Source organism: Streptomyces sp. JLSY215 (assembly GCF_059682825.1).
Genome location: NZ_CM185022.1, coordinates 5839508 through 5866266, shown reverse-complemented (window position 1 = coordinate 5866266; position 26759 = coordinate 5839508). Strand labels below are relative to the sequence as shown.

17 protein-coding genes are annotated in these 26759 nt (G+C 72.9%); 7 read left to right on the top strand and 10 right to left on the bottom strand.

Annotation, left to right across the window (positions count from 1 at the left end; translation table 11 throughout):
* Positions 1–33: 33 nt before the first annotated feature.
* Positions 34–522 carry a roadblock/LC7 domain-containing protein gene (locus AC5677_RS26375; RefSeq protein ID WP_497190402.1) on the bottom strand — a complete coding sequence of 163 codons (489 nt, stop codon included), beginning with the start codon at positions 520–522 and terminating at the stop codon, positions 34–36.
* The gene (locus AC5677_RS26370) at positions 519–3362 is read right to left on the bottom strand and encodes a sensor histidine kinase (protein WP_497190401.1); all 2844 of its coding nucleotides are present in this window, start codon (positions 3360–3362) and stop codon (positions 519–521) included. The genes AC5677_RS26375 and AC5677_RS26370 overlap by 4 nt, the downstream gene beginning before the upstream one ends.
* A gap of 628 nt (positions 3363–3990) precedes the next feature.
* Here AC5677_RS26370 and AC5677_RS26365 point away from each other — a divergent pair.
* Positions 3991–4836 (top strand): protein phosphatase 2C domain-containing protein, encoded by an 846-nt coding sequence (locus AC5677_RS26365; RefSeq protein ID WP_497190400.1) that lies wholly within the window; start codon positions 3991–3993, stop codon positions 4834–4836.
* Positions 4837–4906: 70 nt separating this feature from the next.
* Here the strand turns inward: AC5677_RS26365 and AC5677_RS26360 are convergent, their stop codons facing one another.
* Positions 4907–5374, bottom strand: coding sequence for a MarR family winged helix-turn-helix transcriptional regulator (locus AC5677_RS26360; protein WP_497196765.1), 468 nt, complete (start codon positions 5372–5374; stop codon positions 4907–4909).
* Between the two features lie 335 nt (positions 5375–5709).
* Between AC5677_RS26360 and AC5677_RS26355 the strand changes: the two genes are divergently transcribed.
* The gene (locus tag AC5677_RS26355; RefSeq protein ID WP_497190399.1) at positions 5710–6588 is read left to right on the top strand and encodes a lysozyme; all 879 of its coding nucleotides are present in this window, start codon (positions 5710–5712) and stop codon (positions 6586–6588) included.
* Between the two features lie 136 nt (positions 6589–6724).
* On the opposite strand, the gene lon is transcribed toward AC5677_RS26355, so the two are convergent.
* Both lon and AC5677_RS26345 read right to left on the bottom strand, forming a co-directional pair.
* Positions 6725–9142, bottom strand: coding sequence for an endopeptidase La (lon, locus tag AC5677_RS26350; RefSeq protein WP_497190398.1), 2418 nt, complete (start codon positions 9140–9142; stop codon positions 6725–6727).
* A 111-nt stretch (positions 9143–9253) separates the two neighbouring features.
* Entirely contained in the window at positions 9254–10087 is an 834-nt protein-coding gene (locus AC5677_RS26345; RefSeq protein WP_497190397.1) for a pentapeptide repeat-containing protein, read from the bottom strand.
* 167 nt (positions 10088–10254) lie between these two features.
* Between AC5677_RS26345 and AC5677_RS26340 the strand changes: the two genes are divergently transcribed.
* A complete protein-coding gene (locus AC5677_RS26340) occupies positions 10255–10758 on the top strand; it encodes a YfbM family protein (protein ID WP_497190396.1) in 504 nt (167 codons plus the stop codon).
* On the opposite strand, the gene AC5677_RS26335 is transcribed toward AC5677_RS26340, so the two are convergent.
* Complete coding sequence (locus AC5677_RS26335) at positions 10686–11504, bottom strand: rhomboid-like protein (RefSeq protein WP_497190395.1); 819 nt, start codon at positions 11502–11504, stop codon at positions 10686–10688. The two genes, AC5677_RS26340 and AC5677_RS26335, sit on opposite strands and share 73 nt — an antisense overlap.
* Before the next feature lie 193 nt (positions 11505–11697).
* Here AC5677_RS26335 and AC5677_RS26330 point away from each other — a divergent pair, with 193 nt between their 5' ends.
* The 4 genes from AC5677_RS26330 (at position 11698) to AC5677_RS26315 (ending at position 18439) form a co-directional block, all read left to right on the top strand.
* Positions 11698–12447: a spermidine synthase family protein gene (locus AC5677_RS26330; protein ID WP_497190394.1), complete on the top strand. Its 750-nt coding sequence runs from the start codon at positions 11698–11700 to the stop codon at positions 12445–12447.
* A 74-nt stretch (positions 12448–12521) separates the two neighbouring features.
* A complete protein-coding gene (locus tag AC5677_RS26325) occupies positions 12522–13262 on the top strand; it encodes a response regulator transcription factor (protein ID WP_497190393.1) in 741 nt (246 codons plus the stop codon).
* Positions 13259–14389 (top strand): sensor histidine kinase, encoded by a 1131-nt coding sequence (locus AC5677_RS26320; protein WP_497190392.1) that lies wholly within the window; start codon positions 13259–13261, stop codon positions 14387–14389. Before AC5677_RS26325 ends, AC5677_RS26320 begins: the two co-directional genes overlap by 4 nt.
* A gap of 282 nt (positions 14390–14671) precedes the next feature.
* Positions 14672–18439 (top strand): multifunctional oxoglutarate decarboxylase/oxoglutarate dehydrogenase thiamine pyrophosphate-binding subunit/dihydrolipoyllysine-residue succinyltransferase subunit, encoded by a 3768-nt coding sequence (locus AC5677_RS26315; protein WP_497190391.1) that lies wholly within the window; start codon positions 14672–14674, stop codon positions 18437–18439.
* A gap of 102 nt (positions 18440–18541) precedes the next feature.
* On the opposite strand, the gene fxsT is transcribed toward AC5677_RS26315, so the two are convergent.
* From fxsT to AC5677_RS26295, 4 genes are all read right to left on the bottom strand, one after another.
* On the bottom strand, positions 18542–21559 hold the full coding sequence (gene fxsT / locus AC5677_RS26310; protein WP_497190390.1) for an FxSxx-COOH system tetratricopeptide repeat protein: 3018 nt from the start codon (positions 21557–21559) through the stop codon (positions 18542–18544).
* A gap of 152 nt (positions 21560–21711) precedes the next feature.
* Positions 21712–22962 (bottom strand): FxsB family cyclophane-forming radical SAM/SPASM peptide maturase, encoded by a 1251-nt coding sequence (locus AC5677_RS26305; protein WP_497190389.1) that lies wholly within the window; start codon positions 22960–22962, stop codon positions 21712–21714.
* Positions 22963–23126: 164 nt separating this feature from the next.
* Positions 23127–23354, bottom strand: coding sequence for a YxD-tail cyclophane-containing RiPP peptide (locus AC5677_RS26300; protein WP_497190388.1), 228 nt, complete (start codon positions 23352–23354; stop codon positions 23127–23129).
* Positions 23355–23460: 106 nt separating this feature from the next.
* Positions 23461–26754: an SAV_2336 N-terminal domain-related protein gene (locus AC5677_RS26295; RefSeq protein WP_497190387.1), complete on the bottom strand. Its 3294-nt coding sequence runs from the start codon at positions 26752–26754 to the stop codon at positions 23461–23463.
* Positions 26755–26759 lie beyond the last annotated feature (5 nt).

The window sequence follows — 26759 nt, the reverse complement described above, 5'->3', positions numbered from 1 at the left end:
TGTGGCTCGGAAGGGCTCGCTCACTACGGTCGTTCACTGGGCGTTCTCCATCGACTGACGCAGTTCGGTGCGGAGTTCGGGGGTCAGGACATGGCCGGCCCGGCCGACGAAGAGCGCCATGTGGTAGGCGATGACGCTCATATCGCAGTCGGGGGTGGCATACGCGCCGAGCAGCGAGCCGTCGCTGACGGACATGACGAACAGGCTGCCGTCGTCCATCGCGACCATCGTCTGCTTGACCTCGCCGCCGTCCATCAGCTTCGCCGCACCGCCGGTGAGGCTGCCGAGCCCGGACACGATCGTGGCCAGGTCCGCGCTGGACCCCTGGGGGCCGTCGGCTCCCGGCTGTGCCTCGTCCGCGAGCCCCGGGTCGGAGGCCAGCAGCAGCAGTCCGTCGGAGGAGACCACCGCCACCGAGCGGATGCCCGGGACCTCATCGACCAGATTGGTCAGCAGCCAGTGCAGATTTCTCGCCTGACTGCTCAGCCCGTGTCCGTAACCAGCGGGCGCTTGCGCGTTCACTCGCGTGCCTCCTCGACAACGTGGCTCTCTCCCGGGGCCCCCGCTCCGTCGGTGTCGGTCTGTGGAATGGTCTGCTCCGCGGTGCGTTCCGCGATCTCGGCCTCGACCTCGCGGCGGCCGTCCCGCGCCCCCTGCTGGAACCCGCCGAGCCGGCGCCGCAGCGCATCGGCCGTGGCGGCGCCGCTCTTGCGCGGCGCGGCGGGTGCCGACTGCTGTGCCACGACCTTGGGCGTGCGCTTGGGCAGGCCGGTGGCGGTCCGCCGCTTCTGAGGAGATGCGGCGGGGGTCTCTTCGGCGTCCGGTCCGGCCGCCGCTTCCGCCGCCTCGGCGGGCGCCGCTTCGGCCGCCGCTCCGGTGGCGGGCGGCGCATCGGAGGACGGCTTGTCCGCGGACGGCGCGTCGGCGGAGGGCTCGTCGGCCTCGGGCGCGGCGGCCGGGGCCGGGGCGCCGTCGGCGCGGGTGTGTGCGTCCGGGCCGATGGCGTACGGGTCGTCGCCGGCGGCGGGCGCGTCCGTCGCCTCCGTGGGTGCCTGCGGCGTCTCGTCGGCGGGCCGGGTGTGCTCGCCGGCCCCTTCCGCGCCGGCCCCGGCCGCCTCGATGGCCCGCTCCGCGGCGGCCACCAGCGCATCGGGCTCGGCCCCGGCCGCGCCGCTCTCCGCATCCGCATCCGCTGCGGGCACCGGGGCCTCGGCCCGCGCCACCCGCGTCGGCAGGGCGTTGGAGTTCGCCTCGGCGACCGAGCCGGGCAGGCTCGGGGTGTGCGCCAGGTCCTGCGGCACGGTCGACGGCGTGGCACCGGCCGGCGACGGGCGGGTGGGCAGGATCGACTTGGGCAGGACGACGACGGCGGTGACGCCGCCCTGCTTCTGGTCGCGCAGCTGGACCCGTACGCCGTGCCGGGCGGCCAGCCGCACCACGACATAGAGCCCGAGGCCCAGCGCCTCGTCGATGGTCTCGGAGGCCGAGGCCGCGTCGACGTCGGCGAGCCGCTCGTTGAGCTCCGTCATGCGGTCGGGGGTCATCCCTATGCCCTCGTCCTGGACGGAGAGCATGACCTCGCCGCTCTCCAGCAGCCAGCCGGAGAGTTCGACATGGGCGTTGGGCGGCGAGAACGCGGTGGCGTTCTCCAGGAGTTCGGCGACCAGATGGCTGAGGTCGTCCGCGGCGAAGCCGGCGACCTGGGAGTGCGGGGGCAGCGACTGGATGTGCACCCGCTCGTACCGCTCGATCTCGCTGATGGCGGCGCGCAGCACGTCCAGCAGCGGTACCGCGCCCGGATGGCTGTTGCCGTGCTGTTCGGCGCCCGCCAGGACCAGGAGGTTCTCACTGTTGCGGCGCATCCGCGCGGCGAAGTGGTCCAGTTTGAAGAGGGTGTCGAGGCGCTCCGGGTCCTGCTCGCTCTCCTCCAGCGACTCGATGACGGCGAGCTGGCGCTCCACCAGGCCCAGGGTGCGCAGCGAGAGGCTGACGAACCGCCCGTGCACGCCGGAGCGCAGCGCCGCCAGCCGCTCGTTGAGGTCGGCGATCTCCTGCTTGAGTTCCGCGGCCTGGTCCTGGAGCACCTCGCGCTCGGCGACCAGCCGCTGCCGGCCGCCGACCAGCCGCTTGCGTTCGCCCGCCAGTTCCTCGTTCTTCTGCGCCAGCTCGCTGACCTGGGCGTGCAGCGCGTTGACGGACCGTACGGCGGCGGCGAATTCGTCGTCGCGGCCCTTGTAGGTGATGGGCTCCTCGTGACCGGGGTCCTCGGCGAGCCGCTTGGCGCCGATGCGCAGCGCGGCCAGCGGCTGGGTCATCGTGCGGGCGGCCCAGATGCCGGCGCCGACGGCCAGCAGCAGGCACAGGCCCTCCAGTCCGATACGGACCTCCAGCGCCGTCACATCGTCGTCGCGCAGGGTGCTCAGGCGCTCGATGTCGGCGGTGGCCATCCCGGACTCGACGCCGCGGATCAGCCCGACCCGGGCGGTGAGCGTGGACTGCACCCGTCGGCGGTTGAGCCGCAGATCGGTGGCGTCCAGGCGGGGCTGGTCGGTGAGGCGGGTCAGATAGCGCTCGGCGGTGGTGACGTCGCCGCCGGTCACGGTGCGGTCGTAGTGCTCCCGGGCACCGTCGCTCGCGGCCTGCGCGAAGTCGCCCAGGGCGCCCTGTTCGCGCAGATGGGCCACCTGGGCGGCGGCGGTCAGCCGGGGCTGCGGGCCGCCCGCGCCCAGTGCGGCGAGCAGCAGGCCGCGGGTGCCGGCGGCCTGGTCGGCGGCGCGGCCGAGGGCGGGCAGCGCACGGGTGTCGGCGTCCGCGGCGTCCGCGCGGGCGGGCAGTCCGCGGGCGATGTCGTCGCTGATCGCGCCGAGCGCCTGGACGACCTCGGTGTAGGCGGCGTAGGTCTCCTCCGGCGTGCCGGGCCCGGTCAGCGCCTCGTGACGGGTCTGCTGGAGCCCGGCCAGGAGCTTTTCGGCGGCGGCGAACACCTTGGTGTCCCCGGAGGCGTCGTTGGCCTCCTGGCGCAGCTCCTTGATCTGCCGGTCCACCCGGTCGCGCTGGGAGGCGGATTCCGCGCTCTCGGCGCCGGCCCGGGTGCCGGTGGCGGCGGCGCGGGCCCGGGTGCCGGTGGCGCCCGGCGTGCCGAGGGTGCGGGTGCCGCGTCCGGCCGCCACATACGCGGTCATCGCGTCACGCTCGTCGGCCAGGGAGTGCGCGAGCGCGATGGCGCGCGCGTTCAACTCGGCGAGGTCGACCAGCTGCTGGGAGGTCTGGGCGTTGTCGGCCGCGGTGCCGACGGCGGGGGCACCGGCCCCCAGGACGGCCGCGGCGACCACCGCCACGGCCCCGACAAGGCGGTTGCGCACCCGCGCGGGACGCCGTCCCGTGGAGCCCGCACCGTCGGCCGTCGTGCCCGGCCCTGCGCCTGTGCCCGGTCCCGAGCCCGTGCCCGGCCCCGAGACCGAACCGGCCGGTGAACCCGGCTTCCCTGCGCCGCCCCGAAGCCGCTTCATCCGCACCGCTGCTCGCATTCCTGTCTCGCCTACGCACGCCGTGTGGCGGCGCCGACCCGGCTCATTTCTCCGCCCGCGGAGGAGACCTGTGCGAAACCGCAGCAGCGCACACTTCCGCGAAGGAGAAACAGCCCGGCTCTGCGCGTCGCGACGAACGTCATGGCCCCGCCCCATGATCCGGGCATCGACCATTCCACCGGCACCGCGCAGTGGCTCGGCAACACATGCCCGGCCACCTGAAGGAGTGAACATCAATCGGAGTTTGACCATCAACCTGCGTGCGTCGGCGGTTGCGGCTGCAACCCGGCGCAATCCCGAGACAGGTTTGGAGATGCGCCCCGGTCCTGGAAGGATGCGCGCCCGCACCCGCCCGGCACCCCGGGCCCCGCCCTCGGTACGGCGCCGGCCTGCCCGTACGCCCGCACCGCCGTGGCCGCCCGGCGCCGACGCCGGATCCGCCCGCTCCGGCAGACTTTTCCGTATGCGCATCGAACTCGCCTCCGAGCCCGGCGACCCCCAACGCCCAAACGAGGACTACGCATCGGTCGCCCTGCCCGCCGACGGGCAGGGCGGAGTCCTGGTGCTGCTGGACGGGGTGACACCGCCGGAGGGGGACTACGGCTGCCGCCATTCGGTGCCGTGGTTCACCGCGCGACTGGGGGGCGCAATGCTCGAACTGTCTGGTTCACACCGGGATATGACGCTCACGCAGGCGCTCGCCGCGGCCATCTCCCGGACGGCCGACGCCCATCGGGCCTCCTGTGACCTTTCTCACGTCCGCACTCCGCAGGCAACTGTCGTCGCCGCGCGGTGGTCCGGGGACACCGTCGAGCACCTGGTGCTGTCCGATTCCGTGCTGCTTCTGGAGCACCCGGACGGATCGGTACATCCGGTGCTGGACTCCCGGCTGGACGCACTGCCCCCGGCCGTCCGCGCCCGGCGGGACGCCGTACGGGCACTGCCCCGCGGCTCCGCCGAACGCGCTGCCGCGGGCCGGGAGTACGGCCGGGCGGTCGAGGCGCTGCGCAACGCCGAGGGCGGCTTCTTCACCGCGGCGGCGGATCCGGCGGTGGCCGGGCGCGCGGTGACGGGCAGCACCCCGCGCTCCGAGGTCCGCTCGCTGACCGCGCTGAGTGACGGCGCGGGCCGCTGGGTGGAGGTTTTCCGCGAGGGGTCCTGGGACCGGTGCGCGGAGCTGGTCGCGGGGCAGGGGCCACAGGCGCTGATCGACCGGGTCCGGGCGGCGGAGGCGGCGGATCCGGAGGCGACGGCGTATCCGCGGGGGAAGGCGCGGGACGACGCGTCGGTGATTTTTGTGGCGCCGTGACAAATTTCCGTGGCGCGGCGGCGCCGACGGGCCCCGGCGCCGTGCCGCCGGCCGGCGCGGCGGCGCCGCGTCAGCCCTCGTCCCCTTCCTGTTCCGCGTTGAGGCGGTGCAGGAGGCGGGCCAGCTCGGCGACCTCGGCGCGGTCCCAGGCGGCGAGGTTGCGGGCGTAGCGGGCGCGGCGGGCGGTGCGGACGCGGTTGAAGCGCTCGTGGCCCTCGTCGGTGATGCGTACCAGGACCGCCCGGCCGTCGGCGGGGTCCGGTTCGCGGGCGACGAGTCCGAGCTTTTCCAGGGCGTGCAGCTGGCGGCTCATGGTGGCCTTGCCGACGCCGAAGAAGGCGGCGAGTTCGGTGGCGCGCTGAGCCCCGGCGTCGGCCAGCCGGAAGAGCAGGCCGTAGGCGGCCGGCTCCAGATCGGGGTGGACCTCGCGCGCCAGCTCCCCGGAGGAGGCTCGGGCCCGGCGGAGGAATACCGCCAATTCGCGCTCCAGGGACAGGAATACGTGGTCCACACCAGTTTGTTCGCCGTCCGCCGTCATTCCGTCGGCTCCGGTGTTGTGCACGTCAGGGCCCTTTCCCGCTTTCCTTGCCTGAAAGTTTCTTTCGCCGGCGGCCGAAGCCGCAGCTCGGCCAGTATTTCGCAGGATTAGACCAACGGCAGCCCCGTCCCCCTCTTTTGTCACGCTGGTCTACGCGCGTATCGTCCTTTGTGGCATGGCCACACCAAGTGGGTAGCAAGTAGGTACGCAGGTAAGCACGCAGCCAAGTACGAGTGTCATGCCGGCCGATCCTTCTCTTCGGACGACCCCTCAGGTCACTCGACCTTCCCCCCTCAGGTCACTCACCTGGATCCTCGAGATCTACGGAGGCACGTATGCCCGTGCTCAGATCCGGCTCCCCTCACTCCCGCCCCCTTCCCCACCGCCCGGCCCGTTCCCTGGCGACCGTGGCCGGGATCCTGGTGGCGGTCCTCTCCCTCCTGCTCGGCGCTTCCGGCACCGCTGGTGCCGCGGCCCCCGGGCGCGCGACGGAGCCCACCCACCCCGAACAGGACTGGGCCGGCTCCCAGATCGCCAAGCACGAAGGGGCCACGACCGGTATCGCCGCGTCGTCGTCCTCCCTGGCGGCGTCCGTCGAGGGCGTGGACGTCAGCAGCCATAACGGCAATGTCGCCTGGTCGACGCTCTGGAACAGCGGGGCACGGTTCGCGTACGTCAAGGCGACCGAGTCCACGAGCTACACCAATCCGTACTTCGCGCAGCAGTACAACGGCTCCTACAACGCGGGGATGATCCGTGGCGCGTACCACTTCGCCACCCCCAACACCTCCAGCGGCGCCGCCCAGGCCAACTACTTCGTCGACCACGGCGGCGGCTGGTCCAAGGACGGCAAGACCCTGCCCGGGGCGCTCGACATGGAGTACAACCCCTACGGCTCGACCTGCTACGGGCTGAGCGCGGCGGGGCTGGTGAACTGGATGAAGGACTGGTTCGCCACCTACAAGGCGCGCACCGGCCGGGACGCCGTCATCTACACCTCCACCAGCTGGTGGAAGCAGTGCACCGGCAACTCCGCGGCCTTCGGCAGCATCAATCCGCTGTGGGTCCCGCGCTACGGCTCCTCGGTCGGGGAACTCCCGGGCGGCTGGGGCTTCCACACCATCTGGCAGTACACCTCCAGCGGCGCGACGGTCGGTGACCACAACCGCTTCAACGGCGCGCTGGACCGCCTGCAGGCCCTGGCCAACGGCTGACGGCCCCTTTTTGCGCCTAAGCCGGCGCCGCTCTCGCGGAGGTGGCCGGGCGCCGTTGGGGTTGCTCAACCGATGGTTGCGGTGCGGTGGGGCGGCCGGTCCCTGGTGGGAGGGACCGGCCGCCCCACCGTCATGCTCACGCCGCCACCGGCACCTCCGGCGCGGAGCCCTGGGAGGCCGGCACCAGCGCCAGCTCCAGGACCTGGCGGACGTCCGAGACCGGGTGCACCTCGAGGTCGTCGAGGATCTCGGCCGGTACGTCGTCCAGGTCCGGTTCGTTGCGCTTGGGAATGACCACCGTGGTGATCCCGGCACGGTGCGCGGCGAGCAGCTTCTGCTTGACGCCGCCGATGGGCAGCACCCGGCCGGTGAGGGAGACCTCGCCGGTCATCGCGACGTCCGGGCGGACCTGGCGGCCGGAGAGCAGGGAGGCCAGGGCCGTGGTCATCGTGATGCCCGCGCTGGGGCCGTCCTTGGGGACCGCGCCGGCCGGGACGTGCAGATGCACCCCGCGCTCCTTCAGATCGCCGACCGGAAGCTCCAGTTCCGCGCCGTGCGAGCGCAGGAAGGAGAGCGCGATGTGCGCGGACTCCTTCATGACGTCGCCGAGCTGGCCGGTCAGCTGCAGGCCGGACGCACCGGTCTCGGGGTCGGCGAGCGACGCCTCGACATAGAGCACATCGCCGCCCGCGCCGGTGACCGCGAGGCCGGTGACCACACCGGGCACCGCCGTGCGCCGCTCGGCCGGGTCCTGGGCGGACTCCGGGGTGTGGTGCGGCCGCCCGATCAGCGGGCGCAGCTCGTCCACGCCGACGGTGAACGGCAGCTCCCGTTCGCCCAGTTCGTGCTGGGCCGCGACCTTGCGCAGCAGCCTGGCGACGGCCCGTTCGAGGTTGCGTACGCCGGCCTCGCGGGTGTACTCGCCCGCCAGCTTGCGCAGCGCGGCGTCCTCCAGGGTCACCTCGCCGGACTCCAGGCCCGCCCGCTCCAGCTGACGCGGCAGCAGGTGGTCCCGGGCGATGACGACCTTCTCGTCCTCGGTGTAGCCGTCCAGCCGGACCAGCTCCATCCGGTCGAGCAGCGGCTCGGGGATGGCTTCCAGGACGTTCGCCGTGGCCAGGAAGACGACATCGCTGAGGTCGAGCTCGACCTCCAGGTAGTGGTCGCGGAAGGTGTGGTTCTGCGCCGGGTCCAGGACCTCCAGAAGGGCGGCGGCCGGGTCGCCCCGGAAGTCGGAGCCGACCTTGTCGATCTCGTCGAGGAGGACGACCGGATTCATGGAACCGGCCTCCTTGACGGCGCGGACGATCCGGCCGGGCAGCGCGCCGACGTAGGTGCGGCGGTGGCCGCGGATCTCCGCTTCGTCCCGTACGCCGCCGAGCGCGACCCGGACGAACTTGCGGCCCATGGCCCGCGCGACGGACTCGCCGAGCGAGGTCTTGCCGACTCCGGGCGGCCCGACCAGCGCGAGCACCGCCCCGCCGCGGCGGCCCCCGACCAGCCCCAGCCCCCGCTCCGAGCGGCGCTTGCGCACCGCCAGATACTCGGTGATCCGCTCCTTGACGTCCTCCAGACCGGCGTGGTCCGCGTCCAGGATCTCCTTGGCGCCGGCGATGTCGTAGGCGTCCTCGGTGCGTTCGTTCCAGGGCAGTTCGAGGACGGTGTCCAGCCAGGTGCGGATCCAGGAGCCCTCGGGGCTCTGGTCGCTGGACCGCTCCAGCTTGTCGACCTCCTTGAGGGCGGCCTTGCGGACGTCCTCGGGCAGCTCGGCGGCCTCGACGCGGGCGCGGTAGTCGTCGCCCTCGTCCTCGGGATCGCCGTTCAGCTCGGCGAGCTCCTTGCGCACCGCCTCCAGCTGCCGCCGCAGCAGGAACTCCCGCTGCTGCTTGTCGACGCCCTCCTGGACGTCCTTGGCGATGGACTCGGCGACGTCCTGCTCGGCGAGATGCCCGCGCAGGATGTCGGTGGCGGCCTTGAGCCGGGCGACCGGGTCGACGGTCTCCAGCAGCCGGACCTTCTGATCGGTGGTCAGGAACGGCAGATAGCCGGAGTTGTCGGCGAGCGTGGAGACGTCGTCGATGCCCTGCACCCGGTCGACGACCTGCCAGGCACCGCGTTTCTTCAGCCAGCTGGTGGCCAGCGCCTTGTATTCGGTGACGAGTTCGCCGACCGAGCCGGGCAGCGGGGCGGGCACCTCTTCGGCGACGGTGGCCCCCTCCACCCACAGCGCGGCGCCGGGCCCGGTCGTGCCGGAGCCGATCCGCACCCGGCCGAGCCCGCGGATCAGCGCGCCCGGGTCGCCGTCGGACAGCCGCCCGACCTGCTCGATGCGGCCCAGCGTGCCGATCGCCGCGTAATTCCCGTCGATCCGGGGCACAAGCAGCACCTTCGGCTTGTTACCCGAAGAGCCCGAGTCGGCGGCGGCCTGCGCGGCCTCCACCGCCGCCCGTACCTCCGCGTCGGACAGGTCCAGGGGCACCACCATGCCCGGCAGTACGACCTCGTCATCGAGGGGCAGCACGGGCAGAGTGAGCGGTGTGGACGTCGATGCCATGATCTCCCCTTCGGCAAACAAGTTGAGCTTTACTCACTCAATGCAAGGGGCCCGGGAGATGTTCCCCGTCGTCCGTTCGCTGTCAGCGATCAGCCGCGGCGGCCGCTCCCGCTACCAGTGCGCCGGACGGCTCAGGGCGGCCGGCAGCCTGGTGGCGGCGTCACCCTTGGCAGCGTTGAGCTGGGACTGCGTCAGGAAGATGCTGCCGGTGAGGTCCGCGCCGCGCAGATCGGCGTCCCGCAGGTCGGCGCCGATCAGATCGGCGGACCGCAGATCGGCGCCCTGGAGGTCGGCGGCGATCAGACACGCCCCGCGGAGATTGGCGCCCCGCAGCGCGGCGCCCTTCAGCCGCGCCCCGATGAGATCCGCCCCGCGCCGGTCCTTCTTCTTCCCCGGCACCTTGGCCCGTACGAGCTCGCTCGTGCGCAGCAGCAGCGCATTGACCTCGCCCCGGTGCGCGGGCATGTCCAGCCCGGCCAGCTCCTGGGCGGTGCCGTGGGTGAGGCGCTCGGTGGCGTCGAGCGCACTGCGCAGACCGGCGTGCACCGGGCGGGCGTCGGGCAGGGTCAGCGCCTCGGCCAGGTACCAGAGCAGCTCGTGCAGCTGCCGCATGACGGGGAACGCCTCGAACATCTCACGCGCCGTTCCCGGTGCCCGGCGCCAGTCCTGGCCGCCGAAGGTGACCTGCGAGACCTTCTGGCCCGCCCCGAAGCAGTCGAAGACGGTGCACCCGGAGAAACCGCGCTGCCGCAGATCGGCGTGGATCCCGCAGCGGAAATCCTTCTGGAGGTTCCGGCAGGGCGTGCCGGCCTCCTTGTCGACCGCGAAGTCCGACGAGGCCGCGAACGGCAGCGCCACGCAGCAGAGCCCGAAGCAGCTGCCGCAGTCGGATTTCAGGCCGAGTGCGGCGGGGTCGGGCACGGGGTATTCCTGGGCGCGGGACAAGGCGGGTGAACTCCTGTTGCGGGGTGGGCAAGGGGCCGCGGCACGCGGTGACGCGATGGCCATTGTCCCAGTCGACGGAGGATTCCTGGCCGGAATTGATCCCCGCACGCGCGGGCCGCTGCGTCGGGTGCCCGGCGTTGTCAGTGCCCGCTCCTAGCATCCGGACCATGAGCATGATCGGAGAGTACGCACGGGTCACGGCCGCCGAACTCGACCGGGCGACCGGGGCTCCCGAGTGGGCCTTGAAGCTGGTCAGCGGACGGTGGGAGGCGGCCGGAGAAGCCGTGGAGGAGCCCGGCGAGGCGCGCTGCCTCGACATCGACAAGGCCTGGGACGCCCTGGGCTTCCTGTTGCGCCGTACGGGCTTCCCGGTGGACGTCGTCCATGGCGAGGAGGCCATAGCGGACGCCGAGGACTGGGGGTACGGGCCGCCCCGCTATCTCACCCCGGCCCGGGTTCAGGTGGCCGCCGAGGCCATGACCCGGCTGTCCGGCGCGAGCCTGGTCTCGGGCGTCGCCCCGGCCGAGCTCGCCGAGGCGGAGGTCTACCCGGCCATCGTCTGGCGGCGCGGCGAGTCCCTGGACTATGTGAGCGGGCACTACGAGCGGCTGCGGCAGTTCTTCCGTGCGGCGGCGGACGAGGGGGAGGGGATGCTGATCTGGCTCGGCTGAGCCACCCGCCGGTCCCGCCACCGGCGCAGCAGCGGCCGGCTCGCCACGCCGAGGGTGAGCGAGAGCAGATGGCCCCAGTCGGTCATCGGGTCGGCGTAGGCGAGCAGGCCGGCGATCACGAAATAGCCGGCGCCGGCCAGCAGCGGCCAGCGGCACCAGGCCGGGAGCAGCCCGGCGAGCGCGCCGATGCAGGTCATCACGCCGAAGCTGATGCCGTAGTCGAGGCGCTGGAGGGAGCTGTCGGGCAGCTGCCCGGCGGCGACCGCGAAGCCGACCGGGAGTTCGGTGGCGAGGGTGGCCAGCGCATGGCCGCCGAAGAAGACGGCGGCGGTGCGCAGGCCGCCGATCCGCCGCTCCAGGGCGGTGAGGGTGAAGAGGAAGGCGAGGGCGTAGCCGGAGGTCAGACCGCCCGCGATCCAGAGGGCGGAGGCGACGAGCACCAGGAGCGGGGCCTGCGCCAGATGGACGATGTCGGTGCTGGAGCCGCGGAGCAGCTCGGAGACCAGGGTGGGGTCGGCGTGCGCCGCGAACAGCGAGGTGGCGGCGAGGACGACGGCGTAGCCGAAGGTGAAGGGGGTGCCGGTGGGGGTGGGCAGCAGCCGCCAGGGCCGCGGGCGGCGGCCGGACGGTCCCGTTCCGCCGCGGGGCTCCGCCGGGGCCTCGCGGCGCTGCCGCGGAATGCCCGCGAGGGCGCCCGGCCGCGCGGTGTCGGCCGGCCTGCCGCCGACGGTGTCCACCCAGCTCATACGGCGAGCCCCCTTCCGTCCCGGAGTACGTTCGCGACCACCCTGCACGCTCAACCCATGAGTGAGCTGTGGAGGTGAGATGCATCACTCCGCTCAACCTCGATGAGAAGTCTCACGTTGTGCGCGAAACGCCCGACCGCCCCTTCCGCAATCGGTTGGACCGGCGCCGCCGCCGTCGCCCAAGATGGCCCGCATGGCTCCCGTTCCTTCGCACCAGACGGCCGACGCCCCGTTCGACCAGGAGGCACCGCGCACCCTCGACCGCCGCGAAGGCCCTTATGGAGAAGTCGTGTTGCGGCAACGGGGCGGGGGACCCGGCCCCGGCGGGACCGGGGAGGAACCCGCGGTCTACGAGATCATCGCCAACGGCTGTTTCCTGATGGACACTTCCGACGGCCGCTCCGAGCGACTGCTGATGGATGCCGCCCTCGACGCCCTCCCCGCCGGCCGGCCGCGGCCCGCGGTCCTGATCGGCGGCCTGGGCGTCGGGTTCTCGCTGGCGCGGGCGGCCGCCGAGCCGCGCTGGGGCCGGATCACCGTGATCGAGCGGGAGGACGCGGTGATCGACTGGCACCGTACGGGCCCGCTGTCCGCCGTCTCGGCCGACGCGCTGGCCGACCCCCGGACCGAGATCGTGCACACCGACCTCGTCGGGCATCTCCACGGCGGCGGCGCCCCGTTCGACGCCCTGTGCCTGGACATCGACAACGGCCCCGACTGGACCGTCACCGACGACAACACCGGCCTCTACTCCCCCGCCGGTCTCGCCGCCTGCCACGCCCGGCTGACGCCCGGCGGAGTGCTCGCCGTATGGTCCGCCCAGCCGTCGTCCGCTTTCGAGCGGGCACTACGGAATGCCGGATTCATTGGGGTACGCACGGAAGAAATCCCCGTTGCCCGAGGTGTCCCCGACGCGGTGCATCTTGCGCGCAAGGGCGCGTAGCCGACAGTGACGGCATGGCTTTACGCTGCTGCCCAGTAAGACGCGACCACGCAGGGGCAATGCAGGGGCGGGCGATGGACCAGACTCAGACAACCCAGGGCGGCACCACCGCGGCCACGCCGGGCGCCCAGCGCCGGGTGCTGGTCGTGGAGGACGACCCGACGATCGTCGACGCCATCGCGGCCCGGCTCCGCGCCGAGGGCTTCCAGGTGCAGACGGCCACGGACGGCCCGGCCGCGGTGGACACCGCCGAGGCCTGGCAGCCCGATCTGCTGGTCCTCGACGTGATGCTGCCGGGCTTCGACGGCCTGGAGGTGTGCCGCCGGGTCCAGGCCCAGCGGCCGGTGCCGGTGATGATGCTCACCGCGCGCGACGACGAGACCGACATGCTGGTCGGCCTCGGGGTCGGCGCCGACGACTACATGACCAAGCCGTTCTCGATGCGGGAGCTGGCGGCGCGGGTGCACGTCCTGCTGCGCCGGGTGGAGCGGGCCGCGCTGGCCGCGCACACGCCGCGCAGCGGGATCCTGCGGCTGGGCGAGCTGGAGGTCGACCACGCGCAGCGCCGGGTCCGGGTCCGGGGCGCGGATGTGCACCTCACCCCGACCGAGTTCGATCTGCTGGTCTGCCTGGCGAACACCCCGCGCGCGGTGCTCTCCCGTGAGCAGCTGCTGGCCGAGGTGTGGGACTGGGCGGACGCCTCCGGCACCCGGACGGTCGACAGCCACATCAAGGCGCTGCGCCGCAAGATCGGCGCCGAGCGCATCCGCACGGTCCACGGCGTCGGCTACGCCCTGGAGACCCCGTCCGCATGATGCGGCGAAGGCGGTGGCGGATCCCCACGCGGGGCCTGTGGGAGCGGATCTGGGAGGGGCTGCGGCCGCTGGATCCCTACCGCTCCGTCAAGGCGGCGCTCGGTGCGCTGGTCATCGTCTCGGTGATCATCACCACGCTGCTGGTGTTCGTGGCGATCGCCTCCGCGACCGAGCTGCGGGTGATCACGGTCTTCTCGATCATCGCCTCGCTGCTGATCACCCAGTTCGTGGCGAACAGCCTGACGGCGCCGCTCGACGAGATGACGGACGTCACCCGGGCGATGGCACACGGTGACTACTCGCGGCGGGTGCGCTCCGAGCGGCGGGACGAGTTCGGGGACCTGGCGGATGCCTTCAACCGCATGGCGGCCGACCTGGAGGCGGTGGACACCCACCGCAAGGAGCTGGTCGCCAATGTCTCGCACGAGCTGCGCACGCCCATCGCGGCGCTGCGGGCGGTGCTGGAGAACGTCGTCGACGGGGTCTGCGAGCCGGATCCGGAGACGATGCGCACGGCGCTGAAGCAGACCGAGCGGCTGGGCCGCCTGGTCGAGCACCTCCTGGACCTGTCCCGGCTGGACAACGGCGTGGTGCCGCTGCACGCCCGGCGCTTCGAGGTGTGGCCGTATCTGTCCGGGGTGCTCAAGGAGGCGAACATGAGCCGGAGCGCCTCGACGCTGGCCGGGGTGACCGGCTCGAACACCCACACCCGTACGGACGTCCATCTTCACCTCGACGTCTCGCCGCCGGAGCTGACCGCGCACGCGGACGCCGAGCGGCTGCACCAGGTCGTGGCGAATCTCATCGACAACGCGATCAAGCACAGCCCCCGGCACGGCCGGGTCACGGTGCACGCGCGGCGCGGCGAGGGGCCGGAGAGCCTGGAGCTGGAGGTGCAGGACGAGGGCCCCGGGATCCCCGCGTCCGAGCGCTACCGGGTCTTCGAGCGGTTCAACCGCGGCGGTCCGGCACCGTCCGGTCCGGGCAGCGACGGCGGCACGGGCCTGGGCCTGGCCATCGCCCGCTGGGCGGTGGATCTGCACGGCGGACGCATCGGGGTGGCCGAATCTCCTCGTGGCTGCCGGATCCGGGTCACTCTTCCGGGGCTGGAGTCGGCCCGGAGCTGACGCCCGGCCGGGGCCGCTGACGTAGGGTCGAAGGCGGACGCACCCATTCCGGGCTCATTCCGGGCTCATGCCGGTCTCCGCCAAGGGGTGCGACCGCGGTGAGTCGTACCCGCACGCGGGCAAACTTCGTGTGTTTCCCGCCAAGTCAAGCGCTGAAACCCGTCGAGGAATGTGACGTGCGCGACGAGTGGCCCTCCCGGACTGCACCAAAGGTCACAAGAGGCGTAGCCTTTATTCCCGCTGTCCACCACCTTTAGGAAGCGGAAGAGGGCGGTTGCCGCCGTGTCGCTACAGTCCCCCAACAGTGCGAGTGTCTCGAGTGACCAAGAGGGGCAGGGCAAGAACCCTGCTGCCGCTTTCGGTCCGAACGAGTGGCTCGTCGACGAGATCTACCAGCAGTACCTCCAGGACCCGAACTCGGTAGACCGAGCCTGGTGGGACTTCTTCGCCGATTACAAGCCGGGCGCCACCGCGCCGGGCCAGCCGGCGGAGGGAAATACTCCCGCTCCGGCCGCCCCGGCCCCGTCCGCCCCGGCCGCGCCGCCTGCGCCCCCGGTCGCGAAGCCGGAGACCCCGGCCGCCCCGGCCCCGGCGAAGCCGGCCGCCAAGGCCCCGGCCGCCCCGGCCAAGCCGGCCGAGAAGCCCGCGCCCGCGAAGCCCGCCGCGGCGGACGTGACCCCCGACGGTCCCGAGTTCGTCACCCTGCGCGGCCCGTCCGCCGCCGTTGCGAAGAACATGAACGCCTCCCTGGAACTGCCGACGGCCACGTCCGTCCGCGCCGTCCCGGTGAAGCTGCTGTTCGACAACCGCATCGTCATCAACAACCACCTCAAGCGCGCCCGCGGCGGGAAGGTCTCCTTCACGCACCTGATCGGGTACGCGATGGTGCAGGCCCTCAAGGCCATGCCGTCGATGAACAACTCCTTCGCGGTGAAGGACGGCAAGCCGACGCTGGTCAAGCCGCCGCACATCAACCTCGGCCTGGCCATCGACCTGGTGAAGCCGGGCGGCGAGCGCCAGCTGGTCGTCGCCGCCATCAAGAAGGCCGAGACGCTCTCCTTCTTCGAGTTCTGGCAGGCCTACGAGGACATCGTCCGCCGGGCCCGCGACAACAAGCTGACGATGGACGACTTCACCGGAGTCACCGCGTCGCTGACGAACCCGGGCGGCATCGGCACCGTCCATTCGGTGCCGCGTCTGATGCCCGGCCAGTCCATGATCATGGGCGTCGGCGCGATGGACTACCCCGCCGAGTTCCAGGGCACCTCGCAGGACGCCCTGAACAAGATGGGCATCTCCAAGGTCATGACGCTGACCAGCACCTATGACCACCGGGTGATCCAGGGCGCCGCCTCCGGCGAGTTCCTGCGCGTCATGAGCCAGCTGCTGCTCGGCGAGAAGGAATTCTTCGACGAGATCTTCAAGTCGCTGCGGATCCCCTACGAGCCGGTCCGCTGGCTGCGTGACATCGACGCCTCGCACGACGACGACGTCACCAAGGCCGCGCGGGTCTTCGACCTGATCCACTCCTACCGGGTCCGCGGCCACGTCATGGCCGACACCGACCCGCTGGAGTACCACCAGCGCAAGCACCCCGACCTCGACATCATCGAGCACGGCCTCACCCTGTGGGACCTGGAGCGCGAGTTCGCGGTCGGTGGCTTCGCCGGCAAGTCCATGATGAAGCTGCGCGACATCCTGGGCGTGCTGCGGGACTCGTACTGCCGCACCACCGGCATCGAGTTCATGCACATCCAGGACCCCAAGCAGCGCAAGTGGATCCAGGACCGCGTCGAGCGCACCCACAAGTCGCCCGAGCGCGAGGAGCAGCTGCGCATCCTGCGCCGGCTGAACTCCGCCGAGGCCTTCGAGACGTTCCTGCAGACGAAGTACGTCGGCCAGAAGCGCTTCTCGCTGGAGGGCGGCGAGTCCGTCATCCCGCTGCTGGACGCGGTCATCGACTCCGCCGCCGAGTCGCGGCTGGACGAGTGCGTCATCGGCATGGCCCACCGCGGCCGCCTCAACGTCCTGGCGAACATCGTCGGCAAGTCCTACGCGCAGATCTTCCGCGAGTTCGAGGGCAACCTCGACCCGAAGTCGATGCACGGCTCCGGCGACGTGAAGTACCACCTGGGCGCCGAGGGCACCTTCACCGGCCTCGACGGCGAGCAGATCAAGGTCTCGCTCACCGCCAACCCCTCCCATCTGGAGGCCGTGGACCCGGTCGTCGAGGGTGTCGCCCGCGCCAAGCAGGACATCATCGGCAAGGGCGGTACGGACTTCACGGTCCTGCCGATCCAGCTGCACGGTGACGCGGCGTTCGCCGGCCAGGGCGTGGTCGCCGAGACGCTGAACATGTCGCAGCTGCGCGGCTACCGCACCGGCGGCACGGTGCACGTCGTCATCAACAACCAGGTCGGCTTCACCGCCGCCCCGGAGTCGTCGCGCTCGTCCATGTACGCCACCGACGTGGCCCGCATGATCGAGGCGCCGATCTTCCACGTGAACGGTGACGACCCCGAGGCCGTCGTCCGCGTCGCCCGTCTGGCCTTCGAGTTCCGCCAGGCGTTCAACAAGGACGTCGTCATCGACCTGATCTGCTACCGCCGCCGCGGTCACAACGAGTCGGACAACCCGGCCTTCACCCAGCCGCTGATGTACGACCTGATCGACAAGAAGCGCTCGGTGCGCAAGCTCTACACCGAGTCGCTGATCGGCCGGGGCGACATCACCCTCGAAGAGGCGGAGCAGGCGCTCCAGGACTTCCAGGGCCAGCTGGAGAAGGTCTTCACCGAGGTCCGCGACGCCACCACGGCCCCGGCCGTGCCCGAGGTGCCGCAGCCCACGGCGGAGTTCCCGGTCCACGTCGACACCGCGATCTCCCAGGAGGTCGTCAAGCGGATCGCCGAGTCGCAGGTCAACATCCCCGAGCACATCACCGTGCACCCCCGGCTCCTGCCGCAGCTCCAGCGCCGTGCGGGCCAGGTCGAGGACGACACCATCGACTGGGGCATGGGCGAGACCCTGGCCGTCGGCTCGCTGCTGATGGAGGGCACCCCGGTCCGGCTCGCCGGCCAGGACTCCCGCCGCGGCACGTTCGGCCAGCGGCACGCGGTCCTCATCGACCGGGAGACCGGCGAGGACTACACCCCGCTGCTCTACCTCTCCGAGGACCAGGCGCGCTACAACGTCTACGACTCGCTGCTGAGCGAGTACGCGGCGATGGGCTTCGAGTACGGCTACTCGCTGGCCCGCCCGGAGGCGCTGGTCATGTGGGAGGCGCAGTTCGGTGACTTCGTCAACGGCGCCCAGACGATCGTCGACGAGTTCATCTCCTCCGCCGAGCAGAAGTGGGGCCAGACCTCCGGCGTCACCCTGCTGCTGCCGCACGGCTACGAGGGCCAGGGCCCGGACCACTCCTCGGCCCGGATCGAGCGCTTCCTCCAGCTGTGCGCGCAGAACAACATGACGGTCGCCATGCCGACGCTCCCGTCGAACTACTTCCACCTGCTGCGCTGGCAGGTCCACAACCCGCACCACAAGCCGCTGGTCGTCTTCACCCCGAAGTCGATGCTGCGTCTGAAGGCGGCGGCGTCGAAGACGGAAGAGTTCACCACGGGCGGCTTCCGGCCCGTCATCGGCGACTCGACGGTCAAGGCCGAGGACGTCCGCAAGGTCGTCTTCTGCTCCGGCAAGCTCTACTACGACCTCGAGGCCGAGCGGGAGAAGCGCGGCGCGACCGATACGGCGATCGTCCGCATCGAGCGGCTCTACCCGCTGCCCGGCAAGGAGCTCCAGGCGGAGATCGCCAAGTTCCCGAACGCCGAGAAGTACCTGTGGGCCCAGGAGGAGCCGGCGAACCAGGGTGCCTGGCCGTTCCTCGGTCTCAACCTGATCGACCACCTGGACCTGGCCGTCGGCGCGGACGTTCCGCACGGCGAGCGCCTGCGCCGCATCTCGCGGCCGCACGGCTCCTCGCCGGCGGTCGGCTCCGCCAAGCGGCACCAGGCCGAGCAGGCACAGCTGGTGGCGGAGGTCTTCGACGCGTAACCGTCGAGGCCGCCCGTAGCGCCCGAAGGGCCCGTTCCCACACAGGTGGGGGCGGGCCCTTCGGGCTGTTCGTACGGCGGTGGAGTTCGGGCGACGGACGGGCTACACGGGCTGCGGCTCGAAGTCCCAGTAGGGACGGCGGCGCCGCCGGGCGGAGAGGGTGTGCGGATGTTCGGTGCCCAGCGTCTCGCTCAGCTGCCCGATCGCCTCCTGCTCCAGCTTCGCCGCCTCCTGGCTGCGGCGCAGGGCGCGCAGATCGTCGGCGAGGGCGGTCTTGGCGGAGAGGGTCATCGGATGCGTCTCCCCGAGCGTCCCCTTGGTCCGCTCCAGGGTGTCGCGGCTCAGTTCCACCGCGCCCTCCGCATCGTCGGCCCGGCTGCGGGCCGCGCCGGTGTTCAGCGCGCAGCCCAGCGTCCAGGGGTGGTCGGGGCCCATCGCCGCGGTCATGCCGTGCAGCGCCCGCTCGGCGATGGCCAGCGCCTCCGTGTGCTCGCCGAACTCGGCGCGGACCAGACCGGTGTTGCCGAGGGTGCCCACGGCGTACGGATGGCTCTCGCCGACCAGGGCCCGGTAGCGTTCGGCCACCTCGTCGGCCAGCTCCCCGGCCTCGCCGAGGTCGCCGTGCTCGCGCAGCAGCGTGGCGTGGTCCGCCTGCACCATGAGGGTCTCCGGGTGCCGCGGTCCCGCGATCCGGCGGGAGCGCTCCACCACGTCCTTCATCAGCTCGGCGGCGTCGTTCGGCCGGCCCGAGCGGCGCAGGCACAGCGCGAGGTTGTGGTCGGCCCGCAGGGTCTGCGGGGTGTGCCGGCCCATGACCTGGTGATGGAGGCGGGCGTTGAGCTCCTGGCGGGAGGTGGCCTCGCGGTAGCGGCCCAGCAGGCGCAGCATATGGGCGTAGACCATGCCGGACCTGAGGGTGAGGTGGTGGCGGGCGCGCAGCTCCCGCTCGCGGACCGCGAGCAGTTCGCCGTGCGTGGTCAGCGCGTCTTCGTAGCGGCCCAGCAGGCTCAGGACCTCGCCGAGGTTGTTGCGGGCGGAGAGCGTGCGGGGCGCCTCGGGGCCGAGCAGTTCGACGAAGCCGCGCCAGACGCCGTCGAAGATCTCGTACGCCTCCTCGAACGCGCCGAGGGCCATGTACGTACCGCCGAGGCCGTCCTTGGCCCGCAGCACGGCGGGGTCGTTCTCGTCCCGCTCGGCGCGCAGCTGGTCGACGATCGCGCTGCCGACGGCCTCGGCCTCGCGGTAGCGGCCCAGCAGCCGCAGCATGTTGGCGTGCTGGTGGGTGAGGGTGAGCATGGTGCGCTGGGTGGGCGCCAGCCGGGTGCGCCAGCGGGCGATGAACTGCTCGCACAGCCTGAGGCCCATGCGGTACTCGCCGCGCACCCGGAGGTATTCGGTGCAGTTGACGAGGAGTTCGTGGACGGCGGGCTCGGGGCTGTCCAGGACGCAGGCGGGCTCCAGATGCGGGATCAGCGCGGCGTAGCGGTCCCAGTTGCGGGTGTCGACGGGGTTCTGCGGATCGGCGGAGACCAGCACCCGGCAGGCCGTGGCGGCCTTCGCGTCGCGCTCGTCCTCGGTCATGTCGCTGCGCAGGAACCGGTGGTAGAGCCGGTGCATCAGCGCGGTCTCCACGGCCGGGTCGGCGTCCTCCGAGACCTGGTAGTCCAGGCGTACGGCGGTGGACTCGGTCAGCCGACGCAGCGCGGTGTTCCAGCTGATCGGCTCGGCGGCCAGGTCGGCGAGGTGCTCGGGCAGATCGCCGCGGCGGGCCTTGGCGAGCATCGGGACGGGGATGGCGTCCGGGGCGAAGAACGCGAACAGCTTGAGGAGTTCGACGGCCGCGGGGCTGCGTTCGCGCAGCGTGTTGAGGGTTATGGCCCAACTGGTCTGGAAGGCCATCGGGTAGTCGGAGGAGATCCGGATGCCGACGAGGCTGGGTTCGCCGCGCCGGATCAGCTCGATGTACTCCTTGGGCGGCATCGGGTTGGCATCGAGCCAGGCGGCGGTCTGGGCGAGCAGCAGCGGCAGGTCCTGGACGGCCTCGGCGAGCAGATCGGCCTCGACCGGGGTGAGCCGCCGTGCCCGGCGCCGGGCGTAGGCGACGGACTCGACCCGGGTGAAGGGCGGTACCTCGATCTCCTGGGCGCTGCCGGACCCCGACCAGTCGCGGGTGAGGGTGGTGATCAGGACGTGGCCGCGGCCGTCCGGGACGAGGTCCTCGATCTGCTCCATGTCGTCGGCGCTGTCGAAGATCAGCAGCCAGCGGCGGTACGGGCGGCCGATGCGCAGCGCTTCGTGGACGGCGCGGATCCGGTCGCCCAGCTCCCGGCCCACGGGGAGCCCGAGCCGGGTGGCCAGCTCGGCGAGCTGTTCGCGGGCGGCGCCGCGGTTGATGGCGCTGACCCACCACACCACGTCGTAGTCGTTGCCGAAGCGGTGCGCGTACTCCTGGGCGATCTGGCTCTTGCCGACGCCGGAGGTGCCGTAGAGCGCGATACGGGTCTCCAGCGGCGGGGCCGCGCCCACGCCGGAGCCCGCCAGCTTGTCGTGCAGCTCCTCCAGGACGTCGTCGCGGCCGGTGAAGCGGTTGTTGCGGCGTGGGATGTTCCACACCTCGGGCGGGTTGTTGGGGAAGCGGGGCGCGCCGGGGGCGTTCTCGTCCAGGCCGCGGCCGGCGCCCTTGATGCCGAGCCGGTGCAGCACCCTGCGCTGCGCCTCGCGGGCGTCGAGGTCGCGCAGGTCGGCGGGCCGCAGCAGGCCCGCGGTGGCGGGCAGGCTCTGGGTGGCCACGCTCACCGCGGCGAAGCGGTCGGCGTGCGGTGGCACCACTTCCCGTAGCGCGGCGGTCCATTCCTCCTGGGTCTTGGGTCCCAGCCGGAAGTACCAGTCGTCGAGCACCATCAGCAGCCGGCCCTCGGCCTCCAGCAGGCCCGACAGCTCCTCGGCCAGCGCGGCGTCCGCCTGGGGGTCCCAGCGCAGCAGGGTCGTGCCGTGGCCGAGCTGTTCCAGCTGGTGGGAGATCCACGCGGCCCAGGGCCGGGCGAAGCCCGCATAGCTGATGGTGATGTGCCCGATGGCACCGGGGCCGGACGATCCGGCAGAAGCGGACTGATCGACCATGCGACCGTCTCCCTGGGATGCGAGGTGCGCGCGTGCAGAAGCTGATGCTGGGGCCGGCCCCCGGGGTGGTTCCGGGGCTGGTTTCTGCGGACATGCCTGGCTGATTTGCACGATAGCCCAAGTGTCCCCGCATTCCGCGACAGTGCGTCAGGTCATGTTGGGGGAAGGTGAGTTGGACCGGGAGGGGGATCGCGCGGCGATTCCGGGGCGGGCGGTGGCGGGCGGCGGGCGGGAGAGACGGCTGCGTCCAGACGGGACGCGATATGCCGGATGAGGCGTTCGAGGTCGGCGCAGTACACGGACGGATTGGCGAATCCGGTGGAGCCGGCCCGATAGCGGTGCGCGTAATTGCCGCCGCCGCACACCGCCATCAGGGCGCAGCCACGGCACTGGGCGCCGAGCCCGTCCCGGCCGCGCTGGCGGGCGGCGATGGCGGGGTGCGCCAGGGCGTCGTCGAAGGTGTGCCGGAAGACGTCGAGGCCGGTGGCGGCGGCGCCCTCGTAGGCGGACCGCAGGGAGTCGACCTGCTCGATGGCGCCGTCGGTGTCGACCACGGCGGCGACGACCGGCGAGAGGCCGATCGCCTCGCTGGAGCTGGGGCGGCCCAGGAGGAGGCCGATGATCTCGGTGAACATCCGCACCCGGGGCTGCGGTTCCCTGCGGGGGTCGCCGTCCCACCACAGGTCGAAGACCGTGCACAGCCAGTCGCCGTACGGGGCGCGGCCGGCGGGGCCGTGGGGGACCCGCCCGGGGGTGGCCGGGGGCGGGCTGGACCAGTTGGCGTGCGGGAGGAGGAAGTCGAGCATCGGGGGGTCCAGGGCGCGCAGCGAGCGGTAGACCTCAGCGGGGTCGTCGGTGATGTCGAGGGTGCACAGGATGCCGGCGAAGACGTCGGGGCGGTCGCGCAGGAGGCGTGCGGCGCGGGCGGCCGCGGGCCAGGAGGGGCGGCCGGCGTGGTCGAGGCGGCGGCGGTTGTGGGCGGGGGTTCCGCCGTCGAGGCTGAGGCCGATCCGGAATCCGGCGGCGGCCAGGGCGTCGATGGTGTGCGGGGTGAGCAGGGTGCCGTTGGTCTGGACGCCGAAGGTGGCGGTGCAGTGGGCGGGGAGCGCGGCGCGCACGGCGGCGGCCTGGTCGAGGAGCGGGCCGGGGCCGGTCAGCAGCGGTTCGCCGCCGTGCAGATCGATCCGGATCTTGCGCAACCGGTGGGTGCGGGCGTGTTCGGCGATGCGCAGCGCGGTCCGGCGGATCGTGTCGGCCGGGACGAGCGGTGGGCGGTCGCGCCAGCTGCGGTCGGGCCCGGCGTAGATGTAGCAGTAGGTGCAGGCGAGATTGCAGCGGCTGTGGATCTTGATGACGAACTGCCGGAAGGGTACGGCTGCGGTCCGGCCACGCTGTCCGCCCACGGCCGCCCCCCGCTCTCGCCGACGTCCGGGATCCGGGATCGTCACCTCCCGCCCTTGGGTACATGGCTCCGCCACCGGTCCAGGAATCGAACTCGTTCGACAACTGGCCGGTTCCCTAGCTCGATTGCCCAAAAACACCCGCCTGCGGCCGCGGCCGCGCGCCGTCAGTTGCCGGGGTCCGTGGCGCTGTCCTCGTAGTAGGCCACCGCCTCGTCCTCGGACGGCCAGTGGCGCAGCAGCAGCGCCGCCACCTGCCCCAGTACGGGATGGCCGCCGCGCACCGTCAGCGCGCCCACCTCCACGCCCGTGAAGTCCGGCAGCGGCTCGGCCGACGGGGCCCACGGGGCGGCCGCAGCCGGTGCGGTGCGGTCATTCCCGGAAGACGCTGTCACACTGCTCTCCTCTTGGGCCGGCTGGACGGGTGTGTTCCCGAACTCCCGTCCACAGAAACACGTTCGCCGATCGATGGACAGGCATCGGCCAGGGCGTGCGGGGCGGTCAGCCGGTGGATTCGAGGGCGCGCATCCGGGCGCGGGTGCGCTGGGCCTCGGGGCCGGTGTCCTCGGCCGCCCGCTGCCACTGCTCCCAGCTCTCGCGGTAGGCGATGAGGGCGGACCGGGCTCCGGCGGCGTCCTCCAGGACCTCGCCGCGCCGGTGGTGGGCGCGGGCGGCCAGCACGGCGCTGCCGGCCTCCAGGGCGGCGGTCGCGGCGCGGCGGTAGCAGGCGGCGGCCCGGTCGTGGCGTTCCCGGGAGTCGAAGCGGCGGTCCAGCAGCAGCTGGACGTCGCCCACCTCCAGCCAGGCCTCGGCCGCCACGGTCGGTATGTCCGTGCCGCGCGCGGCCAGTTCCAGGATCCAGTCGGCCTCGTGCAGATCGGCGAGCGAGGGCTGGCGTTCGTGGCGCAGCCGCAGGGCGCGGCCGAACAGCAGACGGTGGCCGGCCAGCGCCGGATCCTGCGGCGCGACCCGGGCCAGCGCCTCGCGCAGCACATGCACGGCCTCGTTGGCCAGGCGTCTGCCCGGCCCGGCGGCCGGCTCCAGCCGGGCGCGGGCGAGCAGCGCGGCGCCGCGTTCGGCGAGCAGCGCGCTGTGTTCGGGCGAGTCGGGGACGGTGAGGCGGAGCGCGGCGGCGAGTGCGGTGATGGCGGCGTCGAGGGCGGCCAGGGAGCCGGTACGGGTGTGGGCGGCGCTCTGCGCGGCGGCGATCCGGCGCAGGCTGTCGGCCTCCAGGGCCGGGTCGGCCAGCTCATGGGCGATCGCGCGGGCGCGCTCCAGGGTGGGCAGTACGGACGGCAGGCCGGCGCCGCCGGAGAGCGAGCGGGCCGCGGCGAGGTCCAGCAGCGTCCCGCAGACCAGCCGGTCGGCGGCGCTGCCGCGGCGGCGCAACAGGACGGTGGCGGTGTCGAGGTCGTCCGCGGCGCGCACCGCGAGGGCGTCGGCCGGGCCGGGTCCGGTGGCGCGGCGGGCCCGGTCGAGCAGGACGCCGCCGCGCGCGGCATAGACCTCACCGGGGACCTGGCGGCCGCTGGGCCACTGGTCGAGGAGCGTGGTGAGGGACCGTTCCGCCTCGTCCAGGGGGCCGGCGTCCGGCGGGCCGTCCTCGGCGTCCGCCGCGGGCAGCTCGGCCAGCCGGCGCAGCATCTCGGTGCGGAGCACCATGCTCTCCAGTACGCGGGGGTCCAGCAGGCTCATCAGCCCGCAGGCGGCGTGCAGACGGCGGGCGGCGTCCTCCAGGGCCGTGCGCTCCCCGGCGGCGTCGCCCGCGGCGCGGCGCTCACCGGCGCGGGCGTGCCGGACCCGGCCGAGCACGATCAGCGCCCGGGTCCGCTCGGCCTCCGCGCCGCCGTCCGCCGCCGCGGCCCCGGCCGCCCGTTCGGCCTCCTCCAGGGCGTCGGGCTGCCGCCAGGTCGCCCAGGCGTGCAGCAGGGCGCGGGCGAGGTCGGTGCCCGCCACCGGCTGGCGGCCGACCGCGGCGCGCAGCAGCCGCACGGCCTCGACCAGGTCGCGTACGGTCCGCTCCTGTTCGTAGCGCTCCAGGAGGGCGGCGCCCTCGGCCGCCGGGCCGCCGGGCTCGTACGGCCGCCGGTCGGGCGGCCGCAGCGTCGGTTCGAAGCGGCGCAGGACCCGCTCGGAGACCCGCGCGAACGGCTCGGGGACGGCGCGCTGCCCGGTCTCCGGCTCGCGGCCGCTGCCGGAGAGCAGGGCGACCGCGACGGCCGGGAAGTTACGGGCGCTGCGGCCGAAGGTGCGCTCGATGTAGAGCGAGCAGTGCTTGAGGACCAGCGCCGCCTCGCCCGCACTCAGCCGGCCCAGCAGCTCATCGCGTACGCCGGGCACGAAGTCGTACCACGGGCCGCTCGCCGCGGTCTTCGCCCCGGGGCCCGCGGAGCCGGGAGGTACCCCCATCTCCGGCGGGAGCTGGGTGACCAGGCCGCTGAGCAGGACCTCGGCCAGCTCCGCCGGGCCGGTCTGCGGGAGCATCGCGCGCTGCACGAGCTGGATGACCGGGAGGGCGAGCGGTACGGCGGAGAGATGGACCGCGAGCAGCCGGGCGGCGGGGGACGCCAGCTGGTCGAACTCCCGGACCATGGCGGAGGGTTCGGGACGCGGGGGCGGCGGCGGGGGCGCGGGCTCGGCGCCGTGGTCGGCCCGTACGACGGTGGCCGCGCCGGGCAGCGAGAGACCGGCGTCCGCCGCGGCCAGCCGGGCCCAGGTGCCCAGGGCGGAGGGGGTCGGCGACAGGACCGGTACGACGCGTTCGCGGGCCCGGCCGGACGGGGCGGCCGGTGCTGCGGCACGCCGGCGGCGGCGCCGGGCGGGCCGGAAGCCGAGGGCCTGGTAGGGGCCCTGGCGACGGACGAGGGTGCCGGCGACGGCGGGCAGCAGCGTGCGCGCCCACATGCGCTGCGGCAGCGGCTGGACCACGGCGAGCGGGGCGTCGGCGGCCCAGCGGTAGAGCAGCCGCTGCATCCGGCCGTCCCGCCACAGGGGTCCCGCGCAGTCGCTGATGACGAGGGTGAGGTGGTGGCCGGTGGGGTCGTGCAGCTGGTCGGCGGGGCGCAGCGGGCTCCCGGGGCCGGGGGTGGCGGCGACGCCGACGTCCGGGCCGTGCGGGTGGAGGTAGTGCACCGTGACATCGCGGAAGGCGCCGATGCGTTCACAGACGTGACGCAGATCGAGCAGCATCTGCTCCCATACGGCCATCGAGGACGAGCCGTCCATCAGGAGCCGCAGCGCAGCCGCGCGGCGGTGCACCCCGCGCAGCACCGGGATGACCATTTCGGCGTGTGCGGAGAGTTCGGCGGTGGCGTCGTCGTCCAGCTCCCGGCGCAGCGGGGCGGCGGGCGGGTGGTAGCGCTGGATGGGCCGCAGGGCGCGCTGGAGCGGTAACAGGCCGGGGAAGGCGGAGGCGATGGGGACCGCGATCTCGCCCAGGCGGTGGTGGTCGGGGTCGGCGAGCCGGGCGTCGTGGGCGGGCAGCAGCGCGGCGTCCCGGCGGCGCGGGCGTGCTTCGGCCGCGTCCGAAGGCTCCGGTGCGCGGGTGTCCGCCGCCGTTGTGTGCGCGCCCGTGGGCTGCCCGGCCTCCCCTGCGGAGAAAGTGGCCGGATCCCGGCGGTCCGGTACGGGCGGTGCGGTCGCGTCGGCGTCCGTGCCGTGCGGCGTGATCCACTGGGCGAGCCAGAGGGCGTCGGCCATTCCCCGGGCGTCGGCCGGCACACCGGCCGCCGTCAGCCGCCCGACGAATTCGCCGAGTCCGTCGTGGGGACCTGGGCCAGGCTCCCCGAGAGGCACCGCGC

Bases quoted from the DNA above. Each gene is read 5' to 3' on its own strand.
- AC5677_RS26365 (WP_497190400.1), top strand. From the start codon at position 3,991: ATGCGCATCGAACTCGCCTCCGAGCCCGGCGACCCCCAACGCCCAAAC.
- AC5677_RS26360 (WP_497196765.1), bottom strand. From the start codon at position 5,374: ATGACGGCGGACGGCGAACAAACTGGTGTGGACCACGTATTCCTGTCC.
- AC5677_RS26355 (WP_497190399.1), top strand. From the start codon at position 5,710: ATGCCCGTGCTCAGATCCGGCTCCCCTCACTCCCGCCCCCTTCCCCAC.
- lon (WP_497190398.1), bottom strand. From the start codon at position 9,142: ATGGCATCGACGTCCACACCGCTCACTCTGCCCGTGCTGCCCCTCGAT.
- AC5677_RS26340 (WP_497190396.1), top strand. From the start codon at position 10,255: ATGAGCATGATCGGAGAGTACGCACGGGTCACGGCCGCCGAACTCGAC.
- AC5677_RS26335 (WP_497190395.1), bottom strand. From the start codon at position 11,504: ATGAGCTGGGTGGACACCGTCGGCGGCAGGCCGGCCGACACCGCGCGG.
- AC5677_RS26330 (WP_497190394.1), top strand. From the start codon at position 11,698: ATGGCTCCCGTTCCTTCGCACCAGACGGCCGACGCCCCGTTCGACCAG.
- AC5677_RS26325 (WP_497190393.1), top strand. From the start codon at position 12,522: ATGGACCAGACTCAGACAACCCAGGGCGGCACCACCGCGGCCACGCCG.
- AC5677_RS26320 (WP_497190392.1), top strand. From the start codon at position 13,259: ATGATGCGGCGAAGGCGGTGGCGGATCCCCACGCGGGGCCTGTGGGAG.
- fxsT (WP_497190390.1), bottom strand. From the start codon at position 21,559: ATGGTCGATCAGTCCGCTTCTGCCGGATCGTCCGGCCCCGGTGCCATC.